The organism is Rhodococcus sp. LB1 (assembly GCF_001583455.1).
In the GTDB taxonomy this organism is placed as follows: domain Bacteria; phylum Actinomycetota; class Actinomycetes; order Mycobacteriales; family Mycobacteriaceae; genus Rhodococcus_F; species Rhodococcus_F opacus.
This window is the reverse complement of record NZ_LTCZ01000393.1, coordinates 42,917-58,450: the sequence shown is the minus strand read 5'-3', so window position 1 is coordinate 58,450 and position 15,534 is coordinate 42,917. Positions and strand designations below refer to the sequence as shown.

The following is a 15,534-nucleotide window of genomic DNA, read 5'->3' as shown; positions in this document are numbered from 1 at the left end:
CGGACAACGTCTACCGCCACGCGTGGCGGGAAGGGGACCTTGTCATGTGGGACAACCGGTGCACCATGCACTACGCGATCCACGGCTACGGCACCCAGGAACGGGTGCTCAACCGCATCACCCTCCGCGGCGAGGTTCCTGCGTAGGAGCACCGACCACTCGCCGGCTCCGAGATTCCGCCGGCTCCGAGGTCCCGAGCGAACAAGACTGCAGCATAACCTGACTGGAGCAAGAACATGCACGTTATCGATCAGCCCTCGGCGAGCGCGACGGCAGCGTCCGGCGGAGCGGAACTCACACGCCGGACCTGGAAGATGCCCAGGGAGATGCTGATGGTGCGGGGAGCGCAGATCCTCGTCGGTCTGGCGTGGCTGGGACTGTGGCAACTGACGGCCGACCGCAAGTGGCTGGACCCGGTGCTCGCGAAGACACCGGGACAGTCGTGGGACTACCTGGTAACGGCGGCGAGGTCCGGCGAGCTGTGGACCAACACTCGCTACACCATGGTCGCAGTTCTCATCGCGTGGGTCGTGGCGGGTGCGATCGGCGTCATCGTCGGCGTCGCGTTGGGGCTGCTGCCCAGAGTCGAGCGGGTGCTGACCCCGTATCTCGATGCGGCCAATGCGATGCCGCGGATCGCTCTCGCGCCGTTGTTCATCGTGGCGCTCGGCATCAACACCTCGGCGAAGGTTGCGTTGGCCTCGACGCTGGTCTTCTTCATCGTGATGTCCGGAGCGCGCGCCGGGGTGCGCTCCACCGACGCTGAATGGTTGCGGCTGTCTACGGTCCTGGGCGCCAACAAGTATCAGATGTTCCTGAAGGTGCTCATCCCGGTGGCGACGCCCGCGATCTTCGCGGCGCTGAGGTTGGGACTGATCTACTCCTTGCTCGGCGTCGTCGGTTCCGAACTCATTTCGGCCCGTAACGGATTGGGTCAGTTGATCGCCACGTACTCGGCGACGTTCCAAATGGAGGCGGTGTACGCGATCCTACTGTTCCTGGCGGTGATCGCGGTGGTACTCAACCAGGTGATGAGTCACGCGGAGCGCCGGTTCCTGCGGTGGCAGCCACCAGTTGACCGATGACCGAACTCGCCATCGGAAAAGACAAGTCTGGAGCAGATGAGATGACCATGATTTCTACCGCACAGCACGCAGCAGGTTTCCCCGGAGGCGGCTCGGCCGCGAATCCGGGCAGGGACGCGATCGTGTTCGACGGCGTGGACGTGACCTATCCGGCTCCGCAGGGTGGGATTCGGACCGTGTTGTCCGGGATCGACCTACAGATCCCGGCCGGCGAATTCACCGCGATCGTCGGGCGAAGCGGGTGCGGCAAGACGACCTTGCTGAACATGGCGGCCGGACTGGTCGACCCCGCCGCGGGATCGGTGTCGGTTATGGGAAAGCCTCCCCGGGAGGCGCGGTCGCACCTCGGATTCATGCTGGCACGCGATGCCCTGCTGCCGTGGCGCAGCGCGGTGCGCAATGTCGAGTACGGGCTCGAGTTGCGGGGGGTGGGCCGGGCCGACCGCAAGGCGCTGGGACGGCGGTGGCTGCAGGCGGTCCACCTCGAGGAAGCTGGGCACCTGTGGCCCTGGCAACTGTCCCAGGGAATGCGGCAACGCGTCGCACTGGCACGAACCTGGGCGCTCGACCCGGACGTTCTGTTGATGGACGAACCGTTCGCCGCACTCGACGTCAATACCCGGATGTCGGTGCAGAAGGAATTTCTCGAGCTGTGGCAGCGCGAAGAGCACCGCACCGTCATCTTCGTCACCCACGATCTGGGCGAGGCGGTGGCCCTGGCCGACCGGATCGTGCTGATGGGGGAGGGGAAGATCCTCGACGACGTACAGGTGGACATCCCACGGCCACGAGAGCTCTCGACGGTGTCCGCCGACCCGCAGTACCAGGCGATATACGAACGTCTGCGCGAACGACTGCACTGAATCGACCTCGGCAATCAAGCGTCCCGACAAGCAGGAGAACCCTCAGATGCTCGACAAACGTTCCGCCATCACAATCGCAGGGGCACTGGCCCTGCTCACCTCAATGGTCGCGTGTGGCACCGCCAACACCGCCCCCACGTCGGAGAACGGTCTTACCTCGATCACGATCGGCAGCATGGAGAGCAACTCGCTGAGCTTCCCCTACACGATCGCTCAGGAACAGGGCTTCTTCCAGGGTGCCGGCCTCCAGGTCGAAACCGTCACCGCGACCTCGGGGCCGCAGCTGACGTCGGCCCTGATCGGAAACACGACCCAGATCGCGATCGGAACTCCCGAGAATGTCATGGGAGCGATGAATCAGGGCCAGCACATCACCGCCATACCACCGTTCGGGCACATCGACATGTCACTCGTGACTCCTGCCGACAGCGGGATCGCAGATGTCAAGTCGTTGCGTGGAAAGCAGATCGGAGTCGTTCAACGGGGGAGTGCCTCGGAGAGGTTCGCCCGCACGGTCCTTTCCAGTAGCGGGGTGGATCCGGACAGCGTCACCTACGTTGCGGTCGGGTCCGGTGCGACGATGGAGCCGGCGGTGCGCAACAAGAAGGTCGACGCAACGGTGGGGTCGACCTCGACCGTGGTCACGATGGAGGATCACGGAATCGAGTTCCGCACTCTGGCAAGCCCGTTCGACGGAACCGCCGGCGAGTTGGGCGACGTCGGATTGCAGACGTTCTGGACGACGACCGAGGAGTTTGCGCAGCAGAACCCGGAAGTGCTCGACAAATTCTGCACGGCGATGAACAAGGCCGCCGACTGGATCGCGGACGATACCAACCGCGGGTCTGGCACGCAGTCCCTGGCAACCCTGCTGCAGATTCCGACGGAGAGCGCCGGGCGGATCTGGGACAAGACGCACCTCTCCTGGAGTCCGACGATCAATGAAGCCACATGGGCGGCCAACGTCGACTGGATCCTTGGCGATGGGAGTTCGGGTATTCCCTTCGAGGGAGCCGTCATGCCTGAATGCGGTTGAAAACCAATATGATGCCGCACGCGCGAGGGGATAGGTATCTGGCGACGTCGGTGGCAGGGGCGGAGGTGGGAGATTCGACGCCCGCCTCCGCCCCTGGTGTTTCTGCGTAAAGCGCACTGGTCCGGCACGGGTGGTTCGTCCCACCGTGTCCACGTCGGGACGAACCCCACGGGCGCACCATTGGCGGAGACCCCGGTGCAGCCCGGCGTCCAGTCGGACTCTGCACATGGCAATGACACCGGTTCGTCCGAGGGCTGACATAGCTGAGCCCATCCCGCCGTCGAGCATCGAATCCTGACGCGACCGCTGAGCGATCGCGTCAGGATTCGAGATGATCAGATGTCAACTGGAGAATGGAATAATAGTGCGGTGGAATGATTCTCGTGAACCAATCGCGTGTGGTGTTCGTCCAACGCCTGTGGCGGGAGGGCTACAGCGTCCCCGTAGCGAGCTGGAGGCCGAGGGAGGCGAGGGAAACGATCACCCACAGGGTGGCGCCGAGGATCACTGGCCGGGGACCGGTGCGGCGCAGCCCGGGAAGGTCGGTGGACAGGCCGATTGCGGAGAGTGCCACGGTGATCAGGAAGAGGGAGGTCGCGCTGAGTCCCTGATGGGCTCCCGCGGGAATCAGTCCTGCGCTGTTTGCGGCTGCGGCGAGCAGGAATCCGATGAGAAACCACGGCACCAGCCGGTGCACTCGAACCCGTGTCGCAGTCGATGCTGCCGCCGTCCCATCGACCGTGCGGCGGGCATCGGCGCGGGTCTTGCGCTCCACCATGGCTGCGAGACCGAGGCAGATCGGGATGATCAGCAGTGTACGAGCGAGTTTGACCACTACCGCGTAGTTCGCGGATTCGGTGCCGTAGGTCGTGGATACGGCCACGACCGAGGACATGTCGTTGACCGCGGTCCCGGCGAACAGGCCGAAGCTGTGTTGACTCATACCCAGTGCGTGGCCGATCACCGGAAACGCGAGTACTGCGGCGATATTGAAGAGAAAGACGGTCGAGATGGCGTAGGTGACCGCTACCTCGGCCGCTCCGATGACGGGAGTGACCGCTGCGATCGCCGACCCCCCGCAGATGCCGGTGCCCACCCCGATCAGGGTGCGCAGGTCGCCGATCACTCCCATCCATCGGCCGATGAAGTAGGCGGCGATCAGGCAGATGGCGAGTGTGCCGACCATGACTGGCAGGGAATCGAATCCGACACGCACCACCTGGGTGAGCGACAGTTGAGATCCGAGGATGACGACCGAGACCTGCAGAAGGAATTTGCTCGACGTCTTGATTCCGGGTTTCAGTCGGTCGCCGGGTTTGATCAGGGTCGCGATCAGTACGCCGAGAACGATGCCGGTGACCGGACCGCCGATGAGTGGAAACATTCTGCCGACAATGGTCGCCACGACCGCAATTGCGACCGCGAGCGACAGACCTGGTGCGCGCGATATCGATCCAGATGCGACCGAGGACCACACCGAGTTCGACTTGGTGGCGGTTCCGTCCGGTCCGGCGCGGCGAGTGGTTGTGATAATTCGGTTCATATCAAGTACTTTCACGATCATTTGCGTCGTGCGGTAGCCACCAATTTCCTGCAGGCCTATAGCAATCCGCTATGGCTATCGATGTGTGTGAGGTGCGATTGTGTCTGAAGGATTTCGTCCGGCAATTGATCTCGAGTCACTGCGCATGCTTGTCTTGGTCGCTGATCTCGGCAGCATCTCCGCAGCTGCCCGCGCGGAGCACATCAGTCAGCCGTCGGCGAGTAGGCGAATCAAGGGCTTGGAAGGGCAGCTGGGGCTGGAACTCGTCGATCGCCGCAGCCGGGGTGCGGAGCTGACCGCGCACGGCCGAATGGTCACCGACTGGTCTCGCGGCGTAGTGGACGCCGCGGACACCTTGGTGATCGGAGCCAGAGCACTGACGACGCGGGCGACCGACAACGTGAGTATCGGGGCGAGTCTGACTGTCGCGGAGTATCTCGTCCCGACATGGCTGGCCGAGTTTCGCCGACGTGGAGACTGGCCTCGAGTGCAGCTGCGCGTTGCCAACTCACAAGAAGTGATCGCGGCACTGCGCGCGCGTGAGATTGACCTGGGATTCATCGAATCACCGCACGTTCCCAGCGATCTGCGAAGCCTCCCGGTGGCCAGAGACCGCCTCGTGTTGGTCGTCTCACCCCAGCATCGGCTGGCGTGCTGCCGTCGGCCGCTGTCTGCTCACGAGCTGGACAAGCTGCTGCTCGCTTCGCGTGAGGGTGGCTCCGGAACCCGGGAAACGCTGCAACGAGCCGTCGGCGCGTCGATGTCACCCCCAGCGATCGAGCTGCATTCGAATACAGCAGTGAAGGTGGCGGTCAGTGCGGGCGAGTACGCCGCCGTACTCAGCGAGTTGACCGTGCGGCAGGAACTGCGTGACGGGCGGTTGATCGAGGTCCCGCTGGCCGGCCTGGACCTGACCCGATCGCTGCACGCCATTTGGCGAAGTGGTACCCGCATACGCGGCTCCGTCGGTGATTTCCTCGCCCTTGCCGCGCACCGTCCCCACCCTCGGAACCGTCCGTCTGACCAGGAGTAGCTCACGACGCCGGCATCCTGGAGTCCTGTCACCGAACCGTCCGCCCCAGGCCGAGTGCCACACTTTGCGTCGCCGCGCTGCCACTACCTCTAGATTCGGAGCATGGACCTGCGTCAGATGGAGTACTTCCTCGCCGTCGTCGACTGTGGCGGGGTCACGCGCGCCGCGGCCCAGTTGCACGTCGCGCAGCCCTCGTTGTCTCAGGTGGTCCGCAAGCTCGAGAAGGACCTCGGTGTCGAGTTGTTCCATCGCGTCGGCCGAGGCCTCGTACTCTCCCCGGCCGGCGAGGCGCTGGTCGGTCCCGCGCGCGCGATCCTGCGCGAGGTGGAATCGGCCGAGAACGCCGTGCGCGATGTCGGGGCGATGCGCGGCGGCCGGATCGACATCGCCTCGCTGTCGGACCTGTCCTCGGATCCGCTGTCGGTATGGGTTGCCAAGTTCCGCCTGCAGTACCCAGATGTGCGGTTCCACATCGAGGAGCGCGACGAGATTGCCGACGTCGTGTCTTTGGTCCGGTCGGGGGCTTGTGAGCTGGGTGTCCTTGCTTTGCCGCTCCCGACCGAGGGGCTCGTCGGGGAGGAGCTGATCGACCAGCAGCTCGTGCTGGTGTGTCCGCCCGGCACCGACGCACGGTGGCCGGATCCGGTGCCCATCGAGGAACTGACTCGTGTTCCGTTCGTGATGGGCGAAAGGGGAACGGCAACCCGGGATTTCATCGACCGCTCGCTGCGGTTGCACGGCGTCGAACCTGACGTTGCGGTGGAGGTGCGTCAGCGTGGCGCCGTGCTTCCGATCGTCCTCGCCGGCGGCGGGGTGTCGATCGTCGCCTTGCGCAGTGGACTCGACGCAATGCTTCGTGGCGGGGTGGTGCGTGAACTGTCGCCGCGTCTCACCCGCCGTATGGGTGTGGTCCGCCGGCCCGGCCGGATTACCGAGGCGTCCACGCAGTTCCTGGCGGGCGCCCGCGCGTCCTTCGAGGAGTTCGCCGCATCCATCGGCGCGCACATGAAGTCCGGTGCGTCCCTTGTGGACGCTGCCAGGCTGACGCGGGCGGAGTCCGACCGCCGTCTACGCGAGGACATCGCAAGAAGCATCGACTCATAGGTAGTTGCAGTACTTTTCCTACTTTTCTGGTCTTTGACCTGATCGATTCTCGCGTCTTCAATGGTGTGTACCTGATCACACCGCTGCGGCGGAATCCGGCTCGATCACCTGGGCGGTCGCCTGAGGAATTCATCCGGACCGGTTCACGCCACGCACGTCACCGCGACGTTTCGTTCCACGAAGAGGACCAATGACCCAGACATCATCGCCGACGGCCACGTCGGCCGGACACACCAGATCGGCGCTTATGCGACGCGCCTGGATCGTCGTCGGCCTCCTGGTCGTCTTCATGCTCATCAACCACGCGGACAAGTCAGTCATCGCGTTCGCCGGTGTGCAGATCCAGCACGACCTGGGCCTCAGCCCGCAGGAGTTCGGCGTCATCCAGAGCAGCTTCTTCTGGCTGTTCGCCGTCGGTGCCCTGTTCTTCGGCTGGTTGTCCTCCAAGGTGAGCCTCCGCTGGCTGATGGCCGGCCTGATGCTGACGTGGGTGGCGACCATGGCCCCGCTGCTCGGCACCGTCAGCTTCAGTGTGCTGGTCGCCTGCCGGATCGTGCTCGGCTTCGCCGAGGGCCCCGCGTACGCGCTGGCCAATCACGCCGTGCACTCCTGGTTCACGCCCGAGAAGCGTGCGATGCCGAGTGGATTCGTCACCGCCGGCGCGTCGATCGGCACTCTCATCGCCGCACCTCTGCTGACCTGGATCATCGTCCGCTGGGACTGGCACGCCGCGTTCTACATCCTCATCGTGATGGGTCTGGTCTGGGCGGTGGCCTGGATGATCTTCGGCCGCGGCGCCCCCGAGGACAACACTGCGGCCGCGAAGCCCGCAACCACGATCGTCGTCGACACCGTCGATGCCCCGTACAAGACGATTCTTCGCACCGGCACCGTGCTCGGCATCGCGCTGCTGATGTTCTGCTCGTACTGGTCCACCACGCTGAAGGTGGCCTGGCTCCCGGTGTACCTCCAGGACGGACTCGGCTACGACACGATCACCACCGGCCGCCTGGTGATGCTTCCCTACGGTTTCGCCGCGGCAGGCGCGATCGCCGCCGGTTGGTTCTCCAGCCGCCTCATCGCTCGCGGGGTCTCCCGAAAGATCGCCCGTGGTTACCTCTCGGCCGTGCTGATCGGCGGCGCCGGTGCCGCAATGATGGGCTTCACCGTGCTGCCGCAGGGCCCGGTGCAGATCCTGCTCGTCTCCCTGGCCTTCTCGCTGAACACGGCCGCATTCGGTGTTGCACTGTCGGCCATCGCGGACGTCGTGCAGTCGAAGAAGCGCGGCATGGTCCTCGGTGGACTCAGCGCGGTGTCGAGCATCTCCGGCATGATCGCGCCGCTCGTGCTCGGCTTCACCGTCGGCGGTGCCGCCGACAAGATCTCCGGCTACGCCAGCGGCTTCCTGATGAGCGGCGCGCTGATGGTCGTCGGCAGCATCATCGCAGTGTTCCTGGTCAACCCCGACCGCGACATCGCCCGCATCCGCCGCAGTGTCGAGGAGACAGCATGATCATCGACAAGCCCCTGGACGGCGTTCGCGTCGTCGACTTCGGACAGTTCATCGCGGCGCCGGCCGCGACCCAGATCCTGGTCGACCTCGGCGCCGACGTGATCAAGGTCGAGCCGCTGCACGGCGAGTCCGCCCGCGGCATCGGCCCGGCCGGCGAGGCCATGCTCCAGAACTACAACCGCGGCAAGCGTGCAATTGCGCTGGACCTGAAGGACCCCCAGGCGCAGGAGATCGCTCGAAAGCTGATCGCGAGCGCCGACATCGTGGTGCAGAACCTGCGCCCGGGCGTCATGGAGTCGTTCGGACTGGGCGCCGAGGATGTCCTCGAGGCTCACCCCTGGATGGTTTACGCCACCGTCAGCGGATTCGGCCTGCACGGACCGTCGAAGTACCGGCCCGGGCTCGACATCGCGGCGCAAGCCGAGAGCGGGATGATGTGGGTCACCGGCGAGACCGACAGCGAGCCGCAGAAGGTCGGGGCCCAGATCGTCGACGCCGCTTCCGGTTACGTCTGTGCCCAGGCGATCCTTGCGGCCTATGTGCGCCGCCTCCGCACGGGCGCGGGTGACACCGTCGAGGTGTCGCTGCTCGAGGTCGCGATCCACCTGCAGGGCACGAACTGGGGCCAGTACCTGATCACCGGCGAGGAGCCCGTCCGCAAGGGCAACGGGCAGCCCAGCATCGCCCCCGCCGCGGACGTGATGACGACCAAGGACGGCAGCCTGGTCCTGTCCGCCTACTCGGATGTGCACTTCACCCGCCTGTGCCGCCTCATCGGGCGCCCCGACGTCGCCGAGGACCCGCGGTTCGCGAACAACACCCTGCGGGTGGCGAACCGGAAGGCGATGCTCGTCGAACTGCGAAGCGCATTCTCGACGATGACGAGCGACGAGGCCATGGAACTACTGACCACCAACGGCGTTGTCGCGGGCAAGATCAACACCTACCCCGAGGCCATCCGGAGTGCGGACGTGGAAGCGTCCGGGTTGTTCCTCGAGGTCAGCGGCGTGGACGGAGTACCGAACACCGCCCTCGGATCGCCCTGGCACCTGGGCAGCATGCCCAAGATCTCCACCGACGGCGACCCGGACCTCGGCCAGCACACCGCCGAACTGCTCGCCGAACTCGGCTACCCCGCCGCCACGGTCGACGCGTTGGTCGCCGACAAGGTCGTCGGCGTCCGCTAGGCACCGGCACCAACCTGCCGCCATCCACACTTTTCGACAAAGGAAACACCATGCAGCGCAGCATCTTCACCGAAGACCACGACGCCTTCCGCGACTCTGTCCGCCAGTTCATCGCCAAGGAGATCACCCCGAACCTGCCCGACTGGGAGGCCGCCGGTTCCATCCCCCGCGACTTCTACAAGAAGACGGCGGAGATCGGCATCAACGGCCTGCAGGTACCCGAGCAGTACGGCGGCGGCGGCATCGACAGCTTCCTGTTCAACACCGTCGTCTACGAGGAAATCGGTTACGCCGCAGCATCGCTCGGCGGGTTTCAGGTGCACCTGAACACCGTGCTGCCGTACTTCCTCGAGTACGCCAACGAGGAGCAGCGCGACCGCTGGTTCTCCGGCTTCGCCGACGGTGGCCTGGTCAGCGCGATCGCCATGACCGAGCCCGGCATCGGTTCCGACCTGGCCGGCGTCACCACCACCGCCGTCCGCGACGGTGACGACTACATCCTCAACGGCAACAAGACCTTCATCACCGGCGGCATCAACGCCGACCTGGTGATCGTGGTGGCGCGCACCTCGAAGGATCCCGAGAACCGTCGCAAGGGTTTGTCGCTGCTGGTCGTCGAGGGCGACATGCCCGGCTTCCTCCGCGGTCGCAACCTGCACAAGATCGGCATGAAGTCGTCCGACACCGCCGAGTTGACGTTCGACAACGTCCGCGTGCCGGCGCGGAACTTGCTCGGTGAGGAGGGCAAGGCGTTCGGCATGCTCGCCCACAACCTGCCGCAGGAGCGGCTGTCGATCGCGATCACCGGTCTGGCCACCGCAACCGCCGCCGTGAACCTCGCCATCGACTACGCCAAGGAACGCCTGGTCTTCGGCAAGCCGCTCGCCGACTTCCAGAACACCAAGTTCGTGCTCGCCGAGTGCGCGACCGAACTGCAGGCCGGGCAGGCGCTGGTCGACCAGGCGCTGATCGCGCTGGACGCCGGCACCCTCACCCCCGCCGACGCGGCCAAGGTGAAGCTGTTCTGCACCGAGATGCAGGCCCGTGTCATCGACAAGTGCCTGCAGGTGCACGGCGGCTACGGCTACATGAGCGAGTACCCGATCGCGCGGCTGTACGCAGACGCCCGGGTCACCCGAATCTTCGGTGGCACCAGCGAGGTCATGAAGAGCGTCATCTCGAAGTCGATGGGTCTGTAGGCATCCCATCCTGCCCCGTCGGGCCACACCCCGTTCCCATCCCGGGACGCCACGCGCCCGGACAACCTCGAAAGACCATCGACATGCAGATCAAGGACATCAACGCCGTCGTCACCGGCGGCGCATCCGGACTCGGACTGGCCACCGCAACCCGCCTTGTCGAGGCCGGCGCCACCGTTACCCTGCTCGACCTCCCCAGCTCGTCCGGGGCCGAGCAGGCCGAGGCGCTGGGCGCGGCAGCACGGTTCGTGCCGACGGACGTGACCGACGGGGACGCAGTCGCCGCGGCTTTCACGGCAGCCGCCGAGCGCGGCCCGGTTCGGGCGGTCGTGCACTGCGCCGGCCGCGGTAGGCCCATGCGCGTCCTCACCAAGGACGGCAAGGCCGCCGAGCTCGAGCCGTTCGAGACGGTGATCAGGCTCAACGTGATCGGCACCTTCAATGTGCTGCGATTCGCGGCCGAGGCTATGGCCGCGAACGAGCCGCTCGACGGCGACCGCGGCGTGTGCGTATTGACCGCCTCCGTCGCTGCCTACGAGGGACAGATCGGGCAGATCAATTATGCGACCTCCAAAGCCGGCGTCGTCGGGATGACCCTGCCCGCTGCCCGCGATCTCGCCGGCGTCGGGATCAGGGTGTGCACTATCGCACCCGGCGTCTTCGCGACGCCCCTCCTACTGAGCGCACGCGACGATATCCGTGATGCGCTGGCCGCCTCGGTCCCGCACCCGCAGCGGCTCGGCGAGCCATCCGAGTTCGCCGGTCTTGCCGCGCACATCATCGAGAACGGCATGCTCAACGGCGAGACGATCCGCCTCGACGGCGCGATCCGGATGGCACCGCGGTGACCGAAGAGGCACCCGCACCGGTCGTAGTGACCGAACGGGTGGGGCCGGTGCTGGTCATCACACTCAACCGCCCCGCCGCGCGTAACGCGGTCGACCGGGAGGTCGCGCAGGCAGTCGCCGCGGCGGTCGACCTGCTCGACACCGATCCGGAGCTGAGGGTCGGCATTCTCACCGGAGCCGGCGGGTACTTCTGCGCGGGAATGGATCTCAAGGCGTTCCTACGGGGCGAGAGCCCACGGGTCGCGGGTCGAGGGTTCGCCGGACTTGTCGAGGCGACACCAGCCAAACCCCTCATCGCTGCAGTCGACGGGCCTGCGCTCGCCGGCGGCTTCGAGATCGTGCTGGCCGCTGACCTCGTCGTCGCCGCGCCGACCGCGACGTTCGGCCTGCCCGAGGTCCGGCGCGGCCTGGTCGCCGCGGCCGGCGGGCTGACCCGGCTGCCCGCCCGACTGCCCCGGGCAATCGCGCTGGAGATGGTGCTCACCGGCAAGACCATGACCGCCGCGCAGCTGCACCGGCTCGGCCTGGTCAACCGGCTCGCGCCGGAGGGCGCGGTGCTGGCGACCGCGATCGAGTTCGCCGAGGAGATCGCCGCCAACGGTCCGCTCGCAGTCCAGGCCAGCAAGCGGGTCATCGACGAGTCCTCCGCCTGGCCGGCTGCGGAGCACTTCGAGCGAACACGGCAGATCGTGATGCCGGTCTTCGACTCCAACGACGCCCGAGAGGGCGCCACCGCATTCACAGAACGCCGCGCCCCGGTCTGGACCGCGACGTGATCACCGAGAATCGACAGAACAGGAACAACACCATGCGTGATGCAGTCATCGTCGACGCCGTCCGGAGCCCCGTCGGGCGCCGCAAGGGCGGCCTGGCGGAGGTCCACCCCGCCGATCTGTCCGCGACCGTCCTGAACGCACTGCTCGACCGGGCGGGCATCGAGGCCGGTTCGGTCGACGACGTCGTGTGGGGCTGTGTCGGCCAGGTCGGCGAGCAGGCCGGAAACATCGCCCGCAATGCCGTCCTCGCCGCCAACTGGCCGGAGTCGGTGCCGGGCACCACGATCGAGCGTCAGTGCGGCTCGAGCCAGCAGGCATTGCATTTCGCCGCCGCGGGCGTGATCTCCGGCCAGTACGACATCGCGGTCGCCGGTGGTGTCGAGTCGATGACCCGGATCCCGATGGGATCGGCGCGACGCGTCGGCCTCGGTGACGCGAACAGCGACGCGATCAAGCAGCGTTACGGCGGAATCGAATTCAACCAGATTCGGGGTGCCGAGTCCCTCGCCACCAAGTACGAGCTGACCCGCACCTGGCTCGACGAGTACAGCCTGCGCTCGCACCAGCGGGCCGCGCAGGCCCTCGACGAGGGGCGCTTCACCGGCGAGATCGTGCCCGTGACCCTCCCGGACGGGACCAAGCTCGAGTCCGACGAGGGAATCCGTCGGGCCTCGACCCTCGAGAAGCTGGGCCAACTGGACCCGATCTTCCCCGAGGACGGCCGCATCACCGCGGGCAACGCTTCGCAGATTTCGGACGGTGCGGCTGCGCTGCTGGTGATGTCCGGCGAGCGGGCCCGGGAGTTGGGGCTGACCCCGATCGCCCGGGTGCACACTGCGACGGTGGTCGGCGACGACCCCGTCACGATGCTGGCCGGTCCGATCCCCGCCACCGCGCGGGTACTCGAGCGGGCCGGCCTGACGCTCGACGACATCGGAGCATTCGAGGTCAACGAGGCGTTCGCCAGTGTGGTGGGCGCATGGCTACGGGCGACCGGGGCTTCTGAAGACCGGGTGAACACGCTCGGCGGTGCGATCGCGCTCGGTCACCCGCTCGGCGGATCCGGGGCCCGCCTGGCCACCACCCTCGTGCATCACATGCGCGCCAACGGAGTCCGCTACGGGCTGCAGACGATGTGCGAGGGCGGCGGAATGGCCAACGCCACCATCTACGAAAACCTCGCCGTCGCAAATTGAGGCTCGGTTCGAGCGCGGCACAGGGGGCGTGGATAGACCCGCTGCAGCGCGCGCACCCTGGAATTCACCTTGGTCACTTCAGGTACGAACAGATGTGTTGAACAGCATGAACTCTCACGAATATCGCAGGTGGCAACAGAGGCGTCGCACCGCTGGGATCGACGTCGACCCCACGGACAAACGCCCTGACAACGAGGCGGAGCACCTTATCGAGTTCGCCAGCAGATGGGCACCATACGGAGGCGCAACCACAGAGGAAATCCTTGTGAACTTCGGAATGACAACCCGCCGGTTCATCGAGCGTTTATGGCAGGTCATTCCCCAATCGAACTGCGACCAAGCAGAGATACGCAGTCTGGCGAGCGCATACCCGCACCACCGGCGAAAGACGGCGACTTGACGCGAACGCTCACGCCCAAGGTGCTGCCTTGGCTCGGTGGCTGCACCCCACAGCCACCGAGCCCGCTTTCGGTGTCGGTAACGAAGACGGCCGCGACAACGACGGCCGTTTTCTCCGCAGCAGCCTTCGTCGCGGCCTCCTTCTTGCCTTCCCTCAGGTACGGTGACGCAACCGTAGGCGTCGATATCGAACTGCACGCCGAGGGCGATGAAATACTCGAATCGCTGGTTCAGCTGACGCGGATGAGTTTCTTGTTCACGAATTCGTCGATTCCGTATTTGCCGAGTTCGCGACCGAAACCGGAGCGTTTGACGCCGCCGAACGGCAGCTCAACTCCTTCGGCGCCAACGGCATTGACGAACACCATGCCGGCCTCCAGTGAGTCGGCGACGCGGTAGGCCTGATCGGGGTCGGTGGTGAAGACATACGAGCCGAGACCGAACGGAGTGTCGTTTGCCAGCTCGACGGCCTCTTCCTCGGAACGGACCTTGTAGACGGTCGCAACCGGCCCGAACAGTTCCTCCCGGTAGGTTCGTGAATCCCGTGACACATTCGTCAGCACGGCGGGTGGGAAGAAGGCACCCTTCCGATCGCCCTCCGACACCAGCGTGGCGCCCTCGGCGATCGCCTGCTGCACCTGCTCGGACAGCCGGTCGGCGGCGGCGACCGACGACAGCGGCGCGAGTTCGTCTGCGGTGGCGAGCACCTCCGCGGTGAATCTGCCGACGAAGTCGTCGTAGAGGTCCTCGGCGATGATGAATCGCTTCGCGGCGTTGCACGCCTGCCCGGTGTTCTCGAAACGACCTTCTACCGCCGCTTTTACGGTGGCGTCGAGGTCATCGGAACTGAGCACGATGAACGGATCGGAACCGCCGAGTTCCAGTACCACCTTCTTGAGGTTGCGGCCGGCGATCTCGGCGACCGCTGCGCCCGCACGCTCGGACCCGGTCAATGACACGCCCTGGACCCGTGGGTCGGCGATCGCGTCGGCGATCTGCTCGTTGGTGGCGTAGACGTTGACGTAGGCGCCCTCCGGATATCCGGCGTCGGTGAAGATCTGGTGAAGTGCCGCCGCCGATTCCGGACACTGCGGTGCGTGTTTGAGCACGATGGTGTTGCCCAGTGCCAGATTCGGACCCGCGAACCGGGCGACCTGGTAGTAAGGATAGTTCCACGGCATGATGCCGATCAGCACACCGATCGAGTGGCGGCGGATCAGCGCGGTACCCGCGCCCTCGACCAGGTCGATCGGCTCGTCGGCCAGGAACTTCTCGGCGTTGTCGGCGTAGTACTGGTAGATCGCGGCGCTGAAGTCGACTTCCCCCAACGACTGGTCCAGTGGCTTGCCCATCTCCCGCTGGATGATCTTGGCCAGTTCGTCGCGGCGTTCGGTGTGCAGCTCGGCGACCTTGCTGAGCAGTCCGGCGCGCTCGACCACCGTCGAGCCGCGCGACCACTCACGGTGCGCCTTCTCCGCCGCGGACAACGCCGCCTGCATCTGCTCGTCGGTCGCGGTCGGATATTCGCGCACCGTCTTTCCGGTGGCGGGGTCCACAACTGCGTACAGGCTCATGTTCACGTCTCCTCGGAAGGGTGGGGCATTCCAGTATTGCTCGCGATGAGCGCCGGGGGTGGTTTCTCACGAGTAGATCGCCCGGTGATGTCGCGTCGACGTCGCTCCGATGGACACGCGCCGGCCCTCGGCGTGGTGGGGGAGTCGATCCACGTGTCCGCTTCGTCCGCGGACGAAG

General features: G+C 66.0%; 14 protein-coding genes. 12 read left to right on the top strand and 2 right to left on the bottom strand.

Translation table 11 applies throughout. The annotated features are described in order from the left end of the window. The 4 genes from AZG88_RS37710 to AZG88_RS37695 form a co-directional block, all read left to right on the top strand. Positions 1-146, top strand: a 146-nt coding sequence (locus tag AZG88_RS37710; protein ID WP_197488009.1) for a TauD/TfdA dioxygenase family protein, incomplete at its 5' end; no start/stop codon positions are given. Positions 147-236: 90 nt separating this feature from the next. Continuing rightward, positions 237-1,085, top strand: a complete 849-nt coding sequence (locus tag AZG88_RS37705; RefSeq protein ID WP_005242737.1) for an ABC transporter permease — start codon at positions 237-239, stop codon at positions 1,083-1,085. Between the two features lie 47 nt (positions 1,086-1,132). Then, positions 1,133-1,948, top strand: a complete 816-nt coding sequence (locus tag AZG88_RS37700; protein ID WP_231914338.1) for an ABC transporter ATP-binding protein — start codon at positions 1,133-1,135, stop codon at positions 1,946-1,948. Positions 1,949-1,994: 46 nt separating this feature from the next. Next, complete coding sequence (locus AZG88_RS37695) at positions 1,995-2,984, top strand: ABC transporter substrate-binding protein (protein ID WP_061045491.1); 990 nt, start codon at positions 1,995-1,997, stop codon at positions 2,982-2,984. Positions 2,985-3,414: 430 nt separating this feature from the next. Here AZG88_RS37695 and AZG88_RS37690 read toward each other — a convergent pair whose 3' ends face one another. Then, the gene (locus AZG88_RS37690) at positions 3,415-4,461 is read right to left on the bottom strand and encodes a YeiH family protein (RefSeq protein WP_061700601.1); all 1,047 of its coding nucleotides are present in this window, start codon (positions 4,459-4,461) and stop codon (positions 3,415-3,417) included. Between the two features lie 166 nt (positions 4,462-4,627). On the opposite strand from AZG88_RS37690, the gene AZG88_RS37685 reads away from it, so the two are divergent. The 8 genes from AZG88_RS37685 (at position 4,628) to AZG88_RS37650 (ending at position 13,383) form a co-directional block, all read left to right on the top strand. Further along, complete coding sequence (locus AZG88_RS37685; RefSeq protein WP_082833572.1) at positions 4,628-5,560, top strand: LysR family transcriptional regulator; 933 nt, start codon at positions 4,628-4,630, stop codon at positions 5,558-5,560. Between the two features lie 102 nt (positions 5,561-5,662). Further along, positions 5,663-6,664, top strand: a complete 1,002-nt coding sequence (locus tag AZG88_RS37680) for a LysR family transcriptional regulator (protein ID WP_197436364.1) — start codon at positions 5,663-5,665, stop codon at positions 6,662-6,664. Between the two features lie 190 nt (positions 6,665-6,854). Then, positions 6,855-8,177, top strand: a complete 1,323-nt coding sequence (locus AZG88_RS37675) for an MFS transporter (RefSeq protein WP_082833571.1) — start codon at positions 6,855-6,857, stop codon at positions 8,175-8,177. After that, positions 8,174-9,364 carry a CaiB/BaiF CoA transferase family protein gene (locus AZG88_RS37670; protein ID WP_005242725.1) on the top strand — a complete coding sequence of 397 codons (1,191 nt, stop codon included), beginning with the start codon at positions 8,174-8,176 and terminating at the stop codon, positions 9,362-9,364. The genes AZG88_RS37675 and AZG88_RS37670 overlap by 4 nt, the downstream gene beginning before the upstream one ends. Before the next feature lie 50 nt (positions 9,365-9,414). Beyond that, on the top strand, positions 9,415-10,563 hold the full coding sequence (locus AZG88_RS37665; RefSeq protein WP_061045488.1) for an acyl-CoA dehydrogenase family protein: 1,149 nt from the start codon (positions 9,415-9,417) through the stop codon (positions 10,561-10,563). A gap of 83 nt (positions 10,564-10,646) precedes the next feature. Beyond that, complete coding sequence (locus tag AZG88_RS37660) at positions 10,647-11,411, top strand: SDR family NAD(P)-dependent oxidoreductase (protein WP_025432782.1); 765 nt, start codon at positions 10,647-10,649, stop codon at positions 11,409-11,411. Continuing rightward, a complete protein-coding gene (locus AZG88_RS37655; RefSeq protein ID WP_061700593.1) occupies positions 11,408-12,187 on the top strand; it encodes a crotonase/enoyl-CoA hydratase family protein in 780 nt (259 codons plus the stop codon). Before AZG88_RS37660 ends, AZG88_RS37655 begins: the two co-directional genes overlap by 4 nt. A 32-nt stretch (positions 12,188-12,219) precedes the next feature. Then, positions 12,220-13,383, top strand: a complete 1,164-nt coding sequence (locus tag AZG88_RS37650; RefSeq protein WP_061700600.1) for a thiolase family protein — start codon at positions 12,220-12,222, stop codon at positions 13,381-13,383. A 629-nt stretch (positions 13,384-14,012) separates the two neighbouring features. On the opposite strand, the gene AZG88_RS37640 is transcribed toward AZG88_RS37650, so the two are convergent. Beyond that, entirely contained in the window at positions 14,013-15,356 is a 1,344-nt protein-coding gene (locus AZG88_RS37640; RefSeq protein WP_025432780.1) for an NAD-dependent succinate-semialdehyde dehydrogenase, read from the bottom strand. Positions 15,357-15,534 lie beyond the last annotated feature (178 nt).